Annotated in this window: 14 protein-coding genes; 7 read left to right on the top strand and 7 right to left on the bottom strand. The window is 58.2% G+C overall.

Annotated features, from left to right (window positions below; genetic code table 11):
* The first annotated feature begins 299 nt into the window (after window positions 1-299).
* On the top strand, window positions 300-2,030 hold the full coding sequence (locus tag RJT68_RS19980; RefSeq protein WP_407038267.1) for an inositol monophosphatase family protein: 1,731 nt from the start codon (window positions 300-302) through the stop codon (window positions 2,028-2,030).
* A gap of 162 nt (window positions 2,031-2,192) precedes the next feature.
* Window positions 2,193-3,053 carry an amidohydrolase family protein gene (locus RJT68_RS19975; protein ID WP_407038266.1) on the top strand — a complete coding sequence of 287 codons (861 nt, stop codon included), beginning with the start codon at window positions 2,193-2,195 and terminating at the stop codon, window positions 3,051-3,053.
* Window positions 3,054-4,324: 1,271 nt separating this feature from the next.
* Here RJT68_RS19975 and RJT68_RS19970 read toward each other — a convergent pair.
* Complete coding sequence (locus RJT68_RS19970; protein ID WP_407038265.1) at window positions 4,325-5,956, bottom strand: FAD-dependent oxidoreductase; 1,632 nt, start codon at window positions 5,954-5,956, stop codon at window positions 4,325-4,327.
* A 267-nt stretch (window positions 5,957-6,223) separates the two neighbouring features.
* Between RJT68_RS19970 and RJT68_RS19965 the strand changes: the two genes are divergently transcribed.
* Window positions 6,224-7,039, top strand: a complete 816-nt coding sequence (locus tag RJT68_RS19965) for an enoyl-CoA hydratase/isomerase family protein (protein WP_407038264.1) — start codon at window positions 6,224-6,226, stop codon at window positions 7,037-7,039.
* Between the two features lie 99 nt (window positions 7,040-7,138).
* Here RJT68_RS19965 and RJT68_RS19960 read toward each other — a convergent pair whose 3' ends face one another.
* Both RJT68_RS19960 and RJT68_RS19955 read right to left on the bottom strand, forming a co-directional pair.
* Window positions 7,139-7,555: a nuclear transport factor 2 family protein gene (locus RJT68_RS19960; RefSeq protein WP_407038263.1), complete on the bottom strand. Its 417-nt coding sequence runs from the start codon at window positions 7,553-7,555 to the stop codon at window positions 7,139-7,141.
* 142 nt (window positions 7,556-7,697) lie between these two features.
* Window positions 7,698-8,456, bottom strand: coding sequence for an SDR family NAD(P)-dependent oxidoreductase (locus tag RJT68_RS19955; RefSeq protein WP_407040419.1), 759 nt, complete (start codon window positions 8,454-8,456; stop codon window positions 7,698-7,700).
* Here RJT68_RS19955 and RJT68_RS19950 point away from each other — a divergent pair.
* Window positions 8,455-8,571: a hypothetical protein gene (locus RJT68_RS19950; protein WP_407040418.1), complete on the top strand. Its 117-nt coding sequence runs from the start codon at window positions 8,455-8,457 to the stop codon at window positions 8,569-8,571. The genes RJT68_RS19955 and RJT68_RS19950 overlap by 2 nt on opposite strands.
* 232 nt (window positions 8,572-8,803) lie before the next feature.
* Complete coding sequence (locus RJT68_RS19945; protein WP_407038262.1) at window positions 8,804-10,480, top strand: FAD-dependent oxidoreductase; 1,677 nt, start codon at window positions 8,804-8,806, stop codon at window positions 10,478-10,480.
* A 1,063-nt stretch (window positions 10,481-11,543) separates the two neighbouring features.
* Here the strand turns inward: RJT68_RS19945 and RJT68_RS19940 are convergent.
* From RJT68_RS19940 to RJT68_RS19925, 4 genes are all read right to left on the bottom strand, one after another.
* On the bottom strand, window positions 11,544-12,455 hold the full coding sequence (locus tag RJT68_RS19940) for an NAD(P)/FAD-dependent oxidoreductase (protein WP_407038261.1): 912 nt from the start codon (window positions 12,453-12,455) through the stop codon (window positions 11,544-11,546).
* A complete protein-coding gene (locus RJT68_RS19935) occupies window positions 12,452-13,561 on the bottom strand; it encodes a hypothetical protein (protein ID WP_407038260.1) in 1,110 nt (369 codons plus the stop codon). Before RJT68_RS19935 ends, RJT68_RS19940 begins: the two co-directional genes overlap by 4 nt.
* Before the next feature lie 2 nt (window positions 13,562-13,563).
* Complete coding sequence (locus RJT68_RS19930) at window positions 13,564-14,127, bottom strand: UGSC family (seleno)protein (protein ID WP_407038259.1); 564 nt, start codon at window positions 14,125-14,127, stop codon at window positions 13,564-13,566.
* A 199-nt stretch (window positions 14,128-14,326) separates the two neighbouring features.
* A complete protein-coding gene (locus RJT68_RS19925; RefSeq protein WP_407040417.1) occupies window positions 14,327-15,082 on the bottom strand; it encodes an SDR family NAD(P)-dependent oxidoreductase in 756 nt (251 codons plus the stop codon).
* A 388-nt stretch (window positions 15,083-15,470) separates the two neighbouring features.
* On the opposite strand from RJT68_RS19925, the gene RJT68_RS19920 reads away from it, so the two are divergent.
* Window positions 15,471-15,923, top strand: coding sequence for a nuclear transport factor 2 family protein (locus tag RJT68_RS19920; RefSeq protein ID WP_407038258.1), 453 nt, complete (start codon window positions 15,471-15,473; stop codon window positions 15,921-15,923).
* 66 nt (window positions 15,924-15,989) lie between these two features.
* Window positions 15,990-17,621 carry a class I adenylate-forming enzyme family protein gene (locus RJT68_RS19915; protein ID WP_407038257.1) on the top strand — a complete coding sequence of 544 codons (1,632 nt, stop codon included), beginning with the start codon at window positions 15,990-15,992 and terminating at the stop codon, window positions 17,619-17,621.
* The last annotated feature ends 4 nt before the right edge of the window (window positions 17,622-17,625 follow it).

Raw genomic sequence — 17,625 nt, 5'->3', positions numbered from 1 at the left:
CTCACATTATATTATTCCATAATGCTCTTACGTGGCGGTAGTCGAACTAGCCTGTTACAATGAGATACTGATCATGAAAACCGCAATAGTTAGTGCCGTCGGGATCTCTGCCCTGCGGTTTTCTTTATCTACAAAATCTAATCAATGATGCTACTCCTCACTACACACCGCCGCTACGTACGAGCAAATATCACACAGGAGTAAATATTTATTACCTATAAGCCCGCTATACCAACCAAGTGCTAGCGGTTTCCACTAGTGGGTAGCATTCCCTGGGGCCAGCTAGTACTGAGTCCATCATGATTGGAAGAAGACTAGCCACAACGGAAGCACTACTTGTACTCGTTAGTCCAGACAGCGACAATGAATTAAACCAGATTGAAGAGTGGGGACGAGAGAACGGGATCAGCGTCGAAGCGATTGATGTTGGCAACGATATCGAGTCGGTATACGATCGCGGAACCGAATACGTGGGAGTCACGCTCGGCGGGGATGGTACCTACCTAGAAGGCGTTCGGCAGTTTAGCCCGAAGCAGATTCCGATTCTCGGTATCAATGCCGGTAGTCTCGCGTTTCTCGCAAGCATTTCGCCGGAAGACCTTACGGATGCGCTTTCGGAAGTGATCAACGGAACGGCGACGGTTGATCAGCGTCAGCAACTTCAGGTCGAGGCCAACGATATCGACTGTACGGGTATCAACGACGTGATGATCGAACACGTCCCGCCGGAAAACCCGGTCGATCGAAAGATCACCAATCTCGAGGTGTACGCCGAGGACGAATTTATCGGCCAGTACGAGGGAACTGGATTGGCCGTCTCGACGCCGACCGGATCCACTGGCGTCTCTCTGTCGGCTGGTGGTCCGATACACTACCCGAAAAACAACGCGACGCTGCAGGTTATTCCGCTTCACACCCACCGTCTCGGCGTGAGACCGCTTATCGTCGATGCAGAGACGACTATTCGGATCACCTCCGCTGGACCCGCGAACCTGCTCGTCGACGGGGGACGCGCACAGACGACCCTGTCAGAGGACACCACCGTCACGATACAAGGTGCCGAAACGCCCGCCCACGTTATCAATACGAGTTACGACGATGGATTCTTCACCTCCATCTCAGAAAAGCTCGGCTGGGGGGTCCGTGAGGGACGGGACGATACGGGTTCCGCTCGGGTAAGCGCCTGGCGGTCCCCGGGCGAATCATCGTCGGAAGAGTCGTTGTACGAGCGAGCGAAGCGGGTTGCAACAGAGGCAGCTCGAGCCGCCGGTCCGCCCCTTCGAGAACTCCACGGACAGACCGAGTCGATCGAATACAAAACCGACAAGTCAGACATTGTCACCGAAGCCGACTACAAAGCTGAGAATATCATCACGACGGTCATCGAGCGCGAGTTCCCCGACCACGGGATCCGCTCGGAGGAGTCCGTGCAGCGGGAGAGTTCGAGCGAATATACGTGGTCGATCGACCCGCTAGACGGGACGGGCAACTTCGCCCACGGAAACCCGAATTACTCGGTTTCGGTCGCGCTCCTTGAGGACGATACCCCCGTTGTCGGTGTCGTCTATGCGCCCGAAACGAACGAACTGTTCAGCGCGATTCGGGGTGAACGAGCCACGCTCAACGGGAAGCCGCTTGAAACGACGGATCGAACATCCCTCGACGAGTGTATGTTGCTCTCCGGATACGATCCAGACGGAACCTTCCTCACCCATAGCTACCGTGAATCCCGAGGTGTTCGTCGGTTGGGATCGGCCGCGCTCAACCTCTGTTACCTCGCAGCCGGGAGCGCCGACGCGGTCTGGGAGTACGACACCTATCCGTGGGATGTCAGCGCTGGACTCGTCATCGCTCGCGCCGCCGGAGCGACCGTTACAAACGCAAACGGACAGACCTACGAAGTGAACAGAGATCTCGACTCGAGAAACGAACTCGTAGGCTCGAACGGGCCGCTCCACGAGACGTTGCTCTCACACCTTACCTCCGCCGATACTCTCCAAACCTCAGTAACGAGTATGAACGACGACTAACGGATTGATTAGCGATGAAGTAATGCCACCGGTGTGTCAGAGGCCCACACCGTCCGAATATGGTCGTTCTGTAGGTTTTAACGACGCAAAAGCACCGAAACCCGCTATTGACGAGACCGGTATCATTAAGCAAGCGGAGCGGGCACAGCGAAAGGAGAACAGATGAGTTTGAGTGACGGCAAAATAATTGACGTATGGTGTAACGTATTCACGAAAGCGGGGACGGAAGAATACTACAACTCACAGGCGCAGGAAGTCGCCGCCCAGGTCTTTGGGAAACACGATATGTACGATCCCGATCAGGGGATGGACCCGGAGGAATTCGTCTCAAAGATGGACAAATATGGGGTCGATCAGGTATTCGTTCCCGCCCTCAAGTTCGGGAATCCCGACGGCGGAATGGAGATCGACATCTCTCACGAGATGGTCGCCGACCTATCTGAATCCTTCCCCGACCGGATCAAAGGACTCGCGGGAATCAACCCACAGGAGGGGATGGACGGAGTTGCGAGACTGGAGGAATACATCGACGACCACGGGTTCGTCGGTGCTGTGCTGGAACCCTACGGCTGGGATCTGCCGCTTAATCACCGCCGGTACTATCCGTTTTACGCGAAGTGTGCGGAACTCGGGGTGCCGGTGATGATGCAAACCGGGCACTCAGCGATGCAGATGCCGAGCCAGCACGGCAAGCCCATCCTCCTCGACGACGTCGCGCTCGACTTTCCCGATCTGGACATCGTCGGCGCCCACACCGGCTGGCCGTGGTCGAAAGAACTCGAAGCGCTGGCCTGGAAACATCCCAACCTCTACATGGGCGCGACCGCCCATGCACCGAAGTACTGGGAAGATAACGTCAGACGCTTCATCGAAACTCGCGGGCGGAACAAGGTCGTCTTCGGCACGGACTACCCCGTGCTCGACTATCCGGAGACGATCGCTCAGATCGACGAGATGAATCTCGACGAGGAGGTCGAACGTAAACTGCTCTACGAGAACGCGCGAGAACTGTTCGGTGTATAGCCGCAAAGAACGTTCTCCACCGACCGTCCGACGGCTACCGGAATCGCACGCATCCAGAGTTCGGTCTGTTGATAAGTTGTCGACGATACTCGAACCGATATGTTCCACCAAGCTAGTCGGCGTGGGCCCTACACGGCGTGACCGCCGCTCCTCTACGTAGGGCATAAGCTGCGTGTGATTAGCTACGAAGATGGAAGGTCGACTAGATTGTCAGTGACTCTCTCTGATAGGTCTCATAGCAATCGTGAAGGTCTCCATACTCTCACTCATCGTCGCGTAGGCACCGACGGTGCCGATGATAAACGGCATTAGTTCTTGCTGGGATTGATCGCCTTAGAAAGGACGTCAAGCGTTGCTTCGCCGTCGTCGAACCCAGCCTTGTCGTATTCGAATCACTTAATCTGTCGGACGCAGGTCTTCTCGTTGACGTGAGGTGGACTGAACGCGTGTTCTCTTCGGTCGTGAAGTTGGCGACCAGGAGGTTGAACGAGGAACTCATCCAAATGAAAGAAATATGATGGTTGTTGACGTCTTGCCCCACCAATCCGTTCGATAATGCCGAATTTTATTCGCAGGTGTGGTGAGGAAAAGTCCTGAAAACTGGTCGTGCGCTTTTAATGAGTTACGAACTGAATCTTCGCGGCTTCCAGCCATCGACGATTGCTCCCCTTTTCGGCCACCTCATCCGGCCACCAAGCGACGCCGATCCACATCGTGCTGAGAACGCTCGTTTGGCCCTGATGCTAATCCGGTATTTCCGAACTAATGGTGGTACAAGTAATGGAATCGCTCCCAGTGGAGAGCGGAGTAAATAACAAAGGTACCATTGTTATGGATAGCTCCCATTCGACGTTAAGGATGGTGATATCACCCTACCTATGATGCGGTATGAGTTCACATATATCGGACGGCTTGATTGCAAATCTCGTATTGCGAGGGCGCTGAAATACGATTGATTGGACTCTAAGTGTCCGTAAGCAGCATTTCGTCATACCGGAATGATAGTTGGTAACCCTATTCGTGTTATTAGTTACCACCATACGCATAGGTGGCGCGAACTAATTTCAATGTACACGTTCTCGGTACCACGGCACAATTTCGAGCATCGACCGATCGGTAGCTCAGGCCGATCTCTAGCCGCATTCTACACCCGGATACGTGCAATAGTGCCATCGCTGTTCCTGAACGCAGAGCGGGCGAATCCCTCACGGAATAACCGGACAGACAAAATCAGATCCGAATCAGAGCGGTACACCGACGATCGTCGCCGGCTACGCTGACGAGCGAACGATATGACGGCCGGCGAGATATCCGTACGTGAGGGACCGTCCGTTCTGGAGCCCGCTTTGGTACCCGGTTCCCCACTCTTGTGGAGCACAAACTGAGCCGGTAGCGTAGACGCCATCGATCGGTGAATCGTCCCAATCCAGAACCCGACCGTCCTCGTCAGTTAACAAGCCGACGTTGCTCATACTAGAGAGGCCGATGTAGAGTTCCACGGCGTAGAACGGCGGCTCCTCTAGGGGACCGAGGTTCGGGTTCGGTTTGTTCGCCGGATCGCCACACCAGATGTTTGCCCAGACATTGTCACCGCGATCGAATTCTGGATCCTCGCCCGCACGAGCGTAGTCGTTGAACGTTTCGATGGTCGACTCTAGGGTATTGGGATCGATGTCGATCTCGGCGGCGAGCCCGGCGATGTCGTCCGCTCTCCCAGCGAGGAAGGAGTCCGGGTAGTCTGTCCCGGGCATGTAATTCGCCAGCGGATAGCGTCGGCGGTACTGCTCGTCGAACACCATGTACGCCGGGAACTGGTCGTAGTCGCCCTCGTCGTCGTAGAACGCGTCGACCTGCTTCGGGTAGAACGCCTCGTCGCAGAAGCGTTCGCCGTCGGCGTTGACCGCGATGGCGTGGGGGAGTCCCACGTTGTAGCAGTAACGGTACAAGGGTGCCCCGAGAAATTCGTCGTCCGGAACTGCGACGAAGAAGCCTTTCGCGTTGCTCGTCGGCGGGTAGATGCCGAGTTTGGCACCGTTGCTGGCGGCCATCGTGATTCCGTCGCCGGTCGCGGTCGGAACCGCAGCGGAAGCTACGAGTTCCGACGGCGTTCCCTCGAAGGACTCGACGAGCTTGGGGTTCCAGTCGTACGAACCCGTGGCGATCACGAATCCGTCGGTCGCGCGGACCGCTTCCGTCGTGTCTTCGGCCTCAACATCGACGACGACGCTGTCATCATCCACGGTCAGGTCGGTCGCGCCGACGCCAGTCCGGATCTCGACGTCCATGTCCATGGCGGCCCGGAGGAAGTAACCGATGAGCGCGGTCCCCATCGTCGCGACACCCTCCTCGCGTCGCCGGTCGATGACGTCCCAATCCCAGTCCGCGGCGGTGAACGCACCGCCCCACTCGACCAGTTCGTCGGTCGTTGCCCCGCCGGGCAGGTGGGGCGAGTTCGGTAGCTCTTGGGGATATTCGTCCCGAGGGAGCGGTTGCGGTTCGAGGTAGCGCCCCTCGCGCTTACCGCCCGGAACGTCCAGGTGGTAATCCGGCATCCCCCAGATCACCTGAAGGTCGAGGTCGATCCGGTCTTCGAAGAACGCGACCGCCTCGCGGGCGGATTCGACGTAGTGTCTCGCCGCCGCCGAGTCCACGTAGAAGTCGCCTGCGAGGGCGGCGAGGTAGTTGACGCCCGATTCGACGGAGTCATCGACGCGATCTGCTGCGTACGCGTTGGCCGGCATCCATAGCTGTGCACCGGACAGCCCGCTCGAGCCGCCCGGGTACGGCCCCTTCTCGAGGACGAGCACCGATCGGCCGGCCTCTCCGGCGGTGACCGCGGCGGCGAGTCCGCCCACGCCCGATCCGGCGACGACGACGTCGAACTCTGCGGTTGGTTCGGTCATGTACGAGAAGGTACGGACGGCATATTCCTAAAGGTATGTTATTCGCATAAGTAACGACGATCGGCGACACTATCGCCGCTGAAGCTCCCGTGACGGGAAGGCTTGTCACCGAGTCGGGACCGTAGTACATCCGCAGGTGAACGAAACACTTAATCGGTCGACGGTACCCATACCGGGTATGCACCGACCTACGACGCGACCGATGGGCGGAGCGACCGAGGGATCGATACGCCTGTCCGCCAGCCGGACCCGAGGGATAGTGAATCGATGAGCATCGACCTCGATACCGTCGCAGCCGACTTGGAGACGATCACCGTCGAATTCGACGCGCTAGCCGACCACTGTTTGACCGTAGTGTTCGACCGTCCCGAAGCGCAAAACGCGATGAACCAGCAACTGCGCGACGAGTTCGCCGAACTCGCCGAGGCGATCGAGACGTCTTGCGTCCGCGTCGTCGTTCTTACTGGGTCGGACGACTCGAAGTCGTTCGTCGCCGGCGCAGACGTCACCGACTTACGAGACCGTACTGCGCTCGAACAGCGCCAACTGAGCGCAGCGACGCGCATTTACGATCGCGTCGAGGACCTCCCACAACCCGTCGTCGCCCGGATCAACGGGTTCGCCTTCGGCGGTGGCTGTGAATTGGCGATGGCGTGTGACGTTCGTGTTGCACGCGAAGACGCGCTACTCGGGCTTCCCGAGGTCGGCCTCGGACTCATCCCCGGCGGTGGTGGTACTCAACGATTACCGCGATTGATCGGTCAGGGCCAGGCTATGCGGTTGATCCTCACCGGCGATCCCATCCCGGCCCCCGAAGCGGCGGAAATCGGGCTCGTCGACGTCGTCAGCGAGCCCGACGACCTCGACGAAACGGTGGAAGATCTGGCGGCGTCCATGGCCGAGAACGGCCCAGTCGCTCTCCAACTCGCCAAACAGGCGGTCCAGGCCAGCGGTCAGCTCGGAATCGAAGACGGCATCGAGTACGAGGCAGAACTGTTCGCACAGGCGCTTGGATCCGATGACAGTACTGAGGGGATCGACGCGTTCCTCGAAGATCGCGATCCGGAGTGGAAGGGAAGATAATAGATCCGACACGCCCGCGCCGATTGCCGTACGATAAAGCAGCGAACAGCCGTCTCGGCTCCGACCGATCGCATAGTTAAACCTGGATCGAGTGGACAGTCACAGGTGGTAATCGGTCGTGTCGTGCGTAAGATCCATCTCTATCTCGGCGATCCGCCACTCGCCACCGACGCAACGGTACTCGTCCTCGTACCATCCCATGACCGTTCCGTCCCGCCCGTCCGGCGTTCGGTAGAAGACGAGGAGATACCACTCGCCGGTCGCCGTGTCACCCTCGATCGATATCTCCGGCATCGTGACGGTGTGCATGCTGAAGTCGTAGGCCACCTTCTCTCGCCAGTACCGTTCGACTTCGTGGGTGCCGCGACACGTACCGTTGCTATAGTGGACGACGGCGTCGTCGGTGAAGATGTCGCTCGCCTGCTCGTATTCTTCATAGTCGATCGCCCGCGAGTACTTGGCGCGCAGTTCACGAATTTCGATACGATCGAGCAGCTCACGTTCGACTGTGCTCATAGTCACGACAGCACGAGGCACCCGATAAATATTCGGGAAGATGCACGGTTTGGCTTGGTTGTTCTTTGAACCGTCCACGACGGACTGTCCGATTATCCCTCCCGGGGAGAACTGCGTTGCGTGGTGCGTCCGTCATGCTATCTCACGGGGACGCGAGAAAGCCACCGTCGACCGCGAGTTCGACCCCGGTGATCCGGTCAGACCTATCTGAACCGAGAAAGAGTACCGCCTCCGCGACCTGTTCGGGTTTGCCGCGCCCCTCCATCGCGTCGCTGGCGTTCAGTTCGGTCCGTTCGGACTGCCGCTCGTCATCAGAACGGTGGATCATCGGGGTGTCGGTCGTCCCAGGAAGGACGGAGTTCACCCGAATGTCGTCCCGAGCGTATTCGATCGCTGCTGCTCGTGTAAGTCCGTTGACGCCCACCTTTGTCGCACAGTACATCGACCGACCGTTGATCCCTACGGCCGCCCCGACCGACGAGGTGTTGATGATGGAGCCGCCACCCGTCGCCAGCATCGCCTCAATCCCGTACTTCATGCCGTAGAAGACGCCTTTCAGGTTGATGTCGATGACTGGGTCGATCTCGTCGTCTTCCCACTCGGCTAGTTCGGCGAGCGGACCCTCGATACCGGCGTTGTTGAATAGCACGTCGAGGTCGCCGTACGTTTCGACAGCCGTCTCGATCATGTTCTCTACTGCAGTCGGATCGATGACATCCGTCTCCACGAAGGTCGCCTCGCCACCGTCGGTTTTAATCAGTTCGATCGTCTCTGCCCCCCCGTTGGCATCGACGTCAGCGGCGACCACGGACGCGCCGTGGTCCGCGTATCGACGGGCCGTTTCGCGGCCGATCCCTGACGCTGCACCGGTGATGACTGCAACTTTGTCTTGAACTACCATCGTTAGATGCCTACGCGACAATGCCCGGCGATCGGACTTAAAGCTTGGTCGAAATGTGGGGCTGGCGCAAACCACAACGCAGCACGCGTTAGCGGTAGGAGGTGGTGAAAATTGACGACAGCGTGAGCTGACGGCAGCGAGTGGGTGTGACTGCTCAGTTATCCGTCAATCCGGCCGCCACGGTGCGCTGCGACGGAAAATGTAGTTCGTCAAATCCGGGCATCGCGCAGTGCGTTGCCAAGGGCTGTGTGAGTAAGGTTCCGACAGTGGCCGAGCGTCGATCATCGGAGGGTCATTATGCGTTGCGGTAAGATACGAGCCCTTTCCGCTTTTTCTGGCGTAGATCGATGGTTAACCATTATACCCCGAAGGCACATACAGGGAGACATATGGCAGAGACCATACCTGACTCGTGGGACCGAGAGACGGACGTACTCGTCGTGGGCTCCGGCGGTGCCGGACTCGTTGCTGCGCTCGCAGCACAGCCAGCGGACGTGCTCGTGCTCGAAAAAGCACCGTGGATCGGCGGTACGACGGCCGTCTCCGGCGGTGGCCTCTGGCTTCCGAACAGCCGGCCTGTCATCGAGGCTGTCGGCGAACAACCTACCGAACAGGTCCGCACCTACATCCGACGGTGTGCCGGCGATCGGGTCGACGAGAAGTTGATCGAAACGTTCGTCGACCTGGCACCGACGGTCCTCGATTTCATCGAGTCTGAAACTGCCCTGGAGTTCCAGTTCGCAGGATACCCAGACTACCACACCGACTGGGAGGAAGGGAGCGATGACGGCAACATGGTCGAACCAACGCTCTTCGACGGGAGACGACTCGGCGAGCAGCTCGCGGACGTGCGCGACGATCCTCACCACACCTTTCCGGTCCCCGCCAGCGAGATCTACGAGGCTGGTGGACACGCGAAGTTCGCCCAGGTGGCCAATCTGGAGGAGTTGGAGCGGCGGGCGGAGGCGGACCAACTTGCCACTGGTCGAGCGCTGATCGCGGGACTGTATGAGGGGTGTCTGGACGTTGGAGTGGCGTTCGAGACCGAGGCACCGGCACAGGAACTCGTCGTCGACGGCGACGAGGTCGTTGGTGCGGTAGCAACGACCGACGATGAGAAGATGTTCGTCGGCGCCGACGCGGTCGTGATTGCTGCGGGCGGGATGGACTGGGACGAGGACATGCGGGAGAACTTCCTGCGTGGACCGGCTACGGGACCAGCGACGCCCCCGTCGGTCGACGGCGACGGCATCAAGATGGGAATGGACGTCGGTGCTGCCCTCGGCAACACGAACGAGGCCTGGTGGTTCCCTACGGGCCACGTTCCCGGTCAGACGTGGGAAGACGGTTCACCGCTGTATAGCATGATCTGGGGGCGAACCCTCCCCGGATCGATCATCGTCAACGAGGCGGGCGAGCGGTTCTGCAACGAGGCCGGCAACTACCACGACCTGACCAAACGGTTCCACACGTTCGACCCGCGGCCGTACGATTACGAGAACCTCCCCGCGTACCTGATCGTCGATCGGGCGTATCGTGAACAGTACAGCCTGCTAACGGTGGCTCCGGGCGAGGAAACGCCAGACTGGGTCGCCATGGGAGACACCCTCCGAGAACTGGCGGCAGAAATCGGCGTCGACCCTGACGGGCTGGAGGTGACCGTCTCCGCGTTCAACGAGCACGCGAAGGAGGGGAACGATCCCGCCTTCGGCCGCGGTGAGACCGCGTACGATCGCTTCGTCGGCGATCCGGACGCCGATTATCCGAACCTGGCGCCCCTGGAGGAACCCCCCTTCTATGCCATCGAGGTCCACAGCGGTATCATCGGCACGAAAGGCGGGTTGGTGACGGGCACCGACGGCGCGGTCCTTGGCGTTGACGGCGAGCCGATACCCGGCCTCTACGCGGCCTCGAACAGTACGGCCCACGTCATGGGAATGGGCTACGCCGGTGCGGGGGCGACGCTCGGGCCGAACGTCGTCTTCGGATATCAGGCCGGAAAGCACGCTGGGGATCGTGCGTAAATACTACTGTTTGTTGCGTCTTCGACGATCACTCACCGGAGATGAATGGATTTCGGAACGGCTGTCAAAGATTACGCATAACAACTGACGAGCGATTGTCGCGAGCAGGACTTCATCGCAAGCGAAGCGCTCGTCTGTGGATGGTTCGCATATGGCGATCATATATGCCATATACCGATGGCGTAGAATACTACTCAGCTGAAATGAAGCTATTTTCCGTAAAATATCAGATTTGTAAATTGCATTAAGAAAGATGGGCTGTCCATTAGCAGCACTTCGTCGCCCATGGATACCAAGGCTATGTAATCGTTATCGGCGACGCGAACTGTCCCATCATCATCCGCACAGCTACGCAGTGGTCCAGCACGCGACAGGATCGACCGTGTGAATAGGAAGCTCGCCGAGGTCAGGAACCGACTGGGACGACGCTGTGAGAACGTTCCACGGACGATTCGGCCGATCCCGATCAGTTCCCAAGATCGGCTTCAATTTCGATCTCGATCAGGTACTGATCCCCGGCGAGCTGGTCGACGACGATCACGGTGTGACACGGGTACGGTTCGTCACAGGGCGTATGGCGGGTCTACACCGATCGGGAGTAATCGCAGATTCGCATCGCCTCACACCGACGCGCCGACGAAACTGGCTCGTCCGATCTCGCTACCGAGCTCGCAGGGAAGTCCCGGACGTTTAGACATCTCTGATGCGTTCATTGGGGTCAACGTCCCACGACTCGATCACCTTGCGGACAATTTTCCCCGTCGCCGACCGAGGGAGCACGTCCGGGTCGTCTCGCCCGCTACAAACTCCCACACTACATCGAGTTCGTCGACCCCGACCGGTTCCCCACCTCGGGCACCGGGAAGATCGTCAGGCCCGTGATCAAGGAGTGGCCGCGGAGCGAGGACACACGGGTACGGGGCGAGTAACCGATCGCGGTGGAGTTCGCTGTATCGTTGACACGGTACTGGCCCGCTGCAGCCGGGTTAAGAGGTCACCGTCGACCGACGTAACGTGCTGGACCGCACGACGTCGGCATGGCAACTAGGCGAACATTCGGCGTCTACTGCGATCGTTCCACGTGCGACGCGGCCGAGTGCGCTGCCGTGACGCCGTCGCCGATCGCTGCGGCGACAGTTCGCGGCGACGACTGGCGAACGTCGCCGGCGGCAAAGATCCCCGATGTGTCGGTCTCGAGTCCCGCTTCGACGACGACCTCTCCACGGTCATTCAGCGAGACGATGTCCGAGAAGGCGTCGGTGGCTGGTTCGATTCCCTGTTGAACGTAGAGTCCGCCGACGGACTCCACGTACTCGCGCCCATCGTCGCGGTCGACCAACCGAAGTCGTTCAAGGACCTCCTCACCCTGGATCTCGGTGATCTCCGTCTGGGTTCGAACGTCGACCGCCGAGTGGTCGGTGAGTCGGTCGCGAAGGGCATCGCCTGCGTCGAGGCGGTCGCCCGACTCGATCAAGACGACGTGATCGACGTGGTTCGTCAGGAAGAGGGCGTCGGTCGCCGCCCAGTCCGAACTGCCGGCGACGGCGACGGTCTCTCCGACGTACAGCGGCCCGTCACACGTCGCACAGTGGAAGACGCCGCGGCCGGTGTACGTCTCTTCGCCGGGGATACCGAGCGGCGACGGCCTGCCGCCGGTCGCCAGGACGACGCTTCGGGATCGGTACTCCCCGCCGGTCGTCGTCACTAGGAACGGGTCACCGTCGTGGATCCGCTCGACGGTACCGAGCGTGATCAACCCGCCAGCCGCCCGGAACTGCTCGACGAGCGTCGATCGTAACTCGGTTCCGGAGACCGGCAGGTGGCCCGGCAGGTTCTCGATGGTGTTCCTGTTGACGAGTTCCCCACCGACGCTCTCGGCTTCGAGAACCGTCGTCTCGAGCCCCGTGCGGTTGGCGGACAGGCCTGTCGAGAGGCCGGCCGGCCCGGCGCCGACGACGAGGACGTCCACTGTCATCTTGGCCCCTTCCAGCCTACGCCCCAGTCTCGGTTGAGTTCGGAACCGTACCGTTCCACGAGCGCCTCCCAATTGTCCGGCAGGGAGATTCGCTTCGTCGTGGGGCCACCCATCGTTGGGCCGATAATCGCGTTGAATCGGCCGCTCCCGCCCGCGACGAACAGGTTGATCCGGTCGGGGTCGTCGAACTGCCGGACCGAGATCGGCGATAGCGTCTCCTCGTCGGGATCGTCTCCGATTCCGAGCCCCGACTCGTGGGCAGGGTTCCGGGCGTTCTCGTAGATGTAAGACGTAATTTCGGATTTGCTGTACTCTTCCAGCTCCGCCGCATTGTACGGACAGAGTCCGTAGAACACCTCGGTCTGGAACCCTTCGAAGCGTTCGTTTGCGGTCTCAGTCTTCATCCCGGTCATGCCGGGCGGCGTGTTGTGTATCAGGTTAGCGAGGACGCCTTCGGGGCTGATCCGGCGGGGTAACGTCTGGAGGTAGCTGTTCGGGGCCGCGAAGGTGATCGTGCTCTCGTCGGCGTCGTATCCACGTTCGACGTGGAGGGGGTCCCAGGGGTTTCGTTCCTCGTTTTCGCCGGCGAAGAGGCTGAACTTGAACGGAGAACCGAACGTCGACATCTCCTTCTCGCCGGGATGGATGCGCGCACAGTTCTTGTAGATGAGGCCGAGCGCACGGGCGACGGTCCGGTTCGTTCGAAAGCCGGGACCGAACGCAGCGGTTCCACAGTTGACGTCGAGGGTCTCCCTGATCGGGCCGTTGAGGAGGAACAAGTAAGCCCACGAACCCGTGCTCACCGACGCCTGAATCGCGTTCGACTTCGGATCCGCGAGGGCCTCCGCACCGGCGAGCAGGATCGGCATGTGGATGGGGAGGCAGCCGGCCATCACGCCGTTCACGGCGACGGTCTCGACCGTCAGCGATCCCTCCCTGGTGCCCAGCGTCCCGAGTTCCGTTTCGGGAGGGCGGTCGGTCCCTTCGAGCATGCGTTCGACTCGTTCCTCGGTCGGCGGAACGACCGGCAGCCCGTCGGTCACGCCCCGTTCGTAGAGTTCGGCGGTCGCCGCTTCGATCGAGGTATCGCGATCGTCGGCGGGCATCGTCACCGATCCTCGTCGCCTCGTTCCGCCGCAGTTCGAGACGCGGTCAACTGCGCGACCAGTTCGTCGACGTCTTCGTCGGTGATCTGCTCACGGACCCGTTCGATATCCGTCACCTCAGAGACCTCTGGGATCGAGTGCTGTCGCAAGGGCCGCCCCAGGTCCCGCGAGTTCGACTCCCAGTCAAGCGCGAAGCCGCTGTCGATCAATCCGACCGCTGGCGTCTCGGACTGCTCAATCGCGTTGACCCCATAGACGAGAAATTTCGTACAGGAACCGCAGTCGCCGATCGCCCCGATACAGGCGTCCGTCTCGGTGTTTGCCCACGATTTAATCCGGTCGAGTTCGTCGTCGTTTTTCAGACGATTGAGGTGCTCGACGGTGTAGGTCACGATCTCGACGTCCGGGTATCGGTCCTGTAAGCGTTCGCTGATCACCGCCAATGCGGGTTCGGCGGTCGGCTTTCCGTTGTTAAACAGGCCGATTCGGGCGTTCTCGAGGCTCTTTAGTCGGGATGAGATGGGCTTTCGGCCTACGTCTTCGGCTTTAGCCACTGGATCAAACATAGACATTCACTCGCACTATTTCCATTTAGTTGTTTGGGTCACATCCGGGACCACGTTGTAGCCTTGTGATAAGCGGCAACGTCTTGAAGCTACATCTGTGGCCGGTAGATGTGCGTGACTTGAGTAATTTGAGAACGAGACACAAGACTTTACATCCTCGCCAACACCTATCTGGGGAGCAATAAACTGCGGAAAAGGATTATGCGAGATGCCCGCCTTCAACCGGTAGAGTAGCCCCGGTCACTCGAGATGAAAGGTCTGACCCGAGGAAGAGTACGGTGTTCGCGATCTCCTCTGGTTGGGCTAGACCCGGCATCGGTTCCATCGCGAGGAACTCTTCCTCTTGACTGGGGTCCTCCTCGAGGACACGGCTAACCATATCAGTTTCGACGATTCCCGGAGCTACAGCATTACAGCGAATTCCTTCTTCGGCATACTCGTTTGCAACAGTCTTTGTCATGAGGCTCACCCCTGCTTTCGTAGCCCCATACACGGAGTACGTCGGGATTCCTCGGAATCCTCCGATGGAAGACGTGCTGATTATTGATCCGCCGCCATCTTCAACCATTGCTGAAATCCCGAACTTCATCCCGAGCCAGACCCCCTTTAGATTCACATCGACAACGTCGTCGAATCCTTCTACGGGCTGGTCTGCCAATTTAGCTACATTGCCCTCAATTCCGGCGTTGTTGAAAAGGACGTCTAGTCCACCATATTCGTCAACGGCGGTTCGGATCATTGCCTCCACATCGCCCGGGTCGGCTACGTTGGTCTCGACAAAGGTAGCAGTTCCACCTGCTTCTCTAATATCCGCGACGGTTTCTTCGCCGCCTTCGACATCGACGTCGGCGACGACGACATTCGCTCCGTGTTCCGCGAATACCCTCGCTGTCGCTTGTCCGATTCCCGATGCAGCACCTGTAATTATCGTGGATTTCTCTTCTACGAGTCCCATGGCTTTTGACACCATATCTCTCGTCTTCCCCCACCTAATTATAATTTCCTGTCGGAACGCGGGCATTCGCCCTCGTCTTTTAAGCACTTATAAATTAATTTAATTTTAGAAAAGCGATAACAATCGGACTGTTTCCGTCACATCTGGACCCGTGATTAGAGGAAAGGCAACGGGATGATTCAAGGATTCCGAATGTAGCCGCGAACGCCATCGTCTGGCTGTGTTTGGAGGATATGTCTCCTTCGACTCCGAGAACGTGTCTCCGGTCGACAGTGGATACATGGCGCACTGAGGGTACTCAGTTGGAAGACGGTTCATCTTGGGAATGGAGCGGGATCACATTCAACAAAAGTTATTTATTGTTCCATATTGATTGACAACTCGTATCATGAAAGAGATAGAAGATCCCGCAGCAGCGTTGACAGTATCGAACCTGGCCCATTGTTACATGCTCAGGATGGACAAACACAATGTTGATGGCGTCCTAGAGCTGATGACCGATGATTGTGTCCTTGATTACAGCGACTTTGGGCGATACGACGGAAAGGACGAACTTAGGGAGTTTCTCGAAGGATACGTTGAGGGGGAGACGGGAATCCTCGATTCCTTCCACTTGGCAATCAACCCATGGATTAGCGTGGATGGAGACACTGCCACAGGACGCTGGCACTTCCTTGATCTCGGTCACGTGGAAGATATGGGAGCAGCGTGGCTCGCTGGCTTCTACACAATCGATTTCACCAAGGAAGGTGACGAGTGGTTCATTAATAAACTCTCCTACGAGGCGAAATACTTCTCGCCGTACGACGACGGCTGGGTTGAAACGCCGATGGCAATTTAATCTCATTCCATCCATTCCCAGATGAAGGCAAATATTTATGATCCTTGTTAGAGATGATCAAGGCGTATGGAGTTCAACTTCGATTTAGGGTTGGAAGATCAAGAATCGTTCGTAGACCAGTCCCAACATTTCAATGTTGGTGATTTGATCCGTAAGGCCGCACGGATGTACGCGGATCGGACTGCCGTCAGTGAACCTCATCGGAAGGTTACGTACGCCGAACTCAATGAACGCGTCAATTCACTCGCGAATGCGCTGCTTGACCGCGGATATGAAAAAGGACAAGCTCGAGTCGCTGTCCTCGCGGAGAATCGGGGGGAGTACATAGAACCATATTTCGCTGCTGCGAAGGTCGGATTCGTAGTCCCTGCACTAAACTGGCGGCTCGAAAAAGAGGAGCTCGTTCACTGTGCTAGCCTCGTCAACCCGGACGCACTTATAGTCTCCAAGCAATATCGGGAGAAAGCCCAATGGATTGAAGACGGGATTGAAGATCCGCCGGAGATCATCAATCTTGACGGAGACGATAGTGACATCTCCTACGAGACGCTAATCGCCGAGGGGTCATCTGAGGAGCCCGCTCCTGAATACACGGCCGATCCCGAACAAGGACTAGTCGTCCTTTACACGTCGGGGACCACTGGTCTTCCAAAGGGTGTTGTAATAAGCCACCGAGCGTGGCTGGCTCGAGGACAGAACTACATCACCGATTGGAATATGGAGCGAGGCGATGGGTGGATTGCGTGGGCGCCGCTGTTCCACATAATCTCGGCGGATGCTCTCCCGGCAGTGTTCACTCTTGGCGGAACCTACTATCCACCCAATGGTTTCGACAACGAACGCATCGTCGAAATCCTCCTTGAGGAAGACGAGGGGGGAATTGGATGGCTGTTCCTCCTTCCCGGGGTAATAAACACTTTCCTTGATTATCTCGAAGAAAATGACATCGATGTTGAGAACATGCGCGAAATCAGAGGCGTGGGCGCTTTAGTTGATCTTGTTGACCCGAAAAAAATCCAGCGGGTCACGGAGAAATTCAACATGCCATTCACCAACTCCTATGGCGCTACCGAGGTCGGGAATGTATTGAGCGCAGGGAACGACATCCCGGTAGGTGTCCGTCCGGACAACGAGGATCTCCAAAAGGTAGAGTCGTCGTTCGTCGATCTGAAACTCATCGACGAGAATTGGAACGAAGTGGAAGAGCGGGGGGAACTCGCTGTACGTGGGCCGTCTCTCTGCAGCGGTTATATCAACAATCCAGAGGCCAATGAAGAGGACTTCAAGGACGGGTGGTTCCGGACTGGCGATATCTTCGAGTACAACGACAATGGCACGTACAGTTTCATCAACCGCCGAAAGTACCTAATCAAAAGCGGAGGAGAAAATATCTATCCTGCAGAGATAGAAAAAATTCTCCTCCAACGCGAGGAGATAGAAGAAGCGACGGTCGTTCGAGTCCCCGACGAGAAGTGGGGAGAAGTCCCGTGTGCGATCGTGAGCACCTACTCTCCTGATGAGGTCAACGTAGATGAACTCATGGAGTTGTTGGAGGAGAATCTCGCGAACTATAAGCTTCCACAATACATGAAAATTACCCGTCCCGACAATCTCCCTCGGTCGGCGACCGGAAAGGTTGTCAGAGAAGATCTCGAAAAGTGGGAAGTCGACGAGACGGATCGAGTCCGTGAAGTCTAAGGCG

This window comes from Halovalidus salilacus (genome assembly GCF_031852275.1).
GTDB lineage: Archaea > Halobacteriota > Halobacteria > Halobacteriales > Natrialbaceae > Halovalidus > Halovalidus salilacus.
The sequence above is the reverse complement of the archived record's forward strand: the minus strand, read 5'-3'. Positions and strand labels throughout refer to the sequence as shown.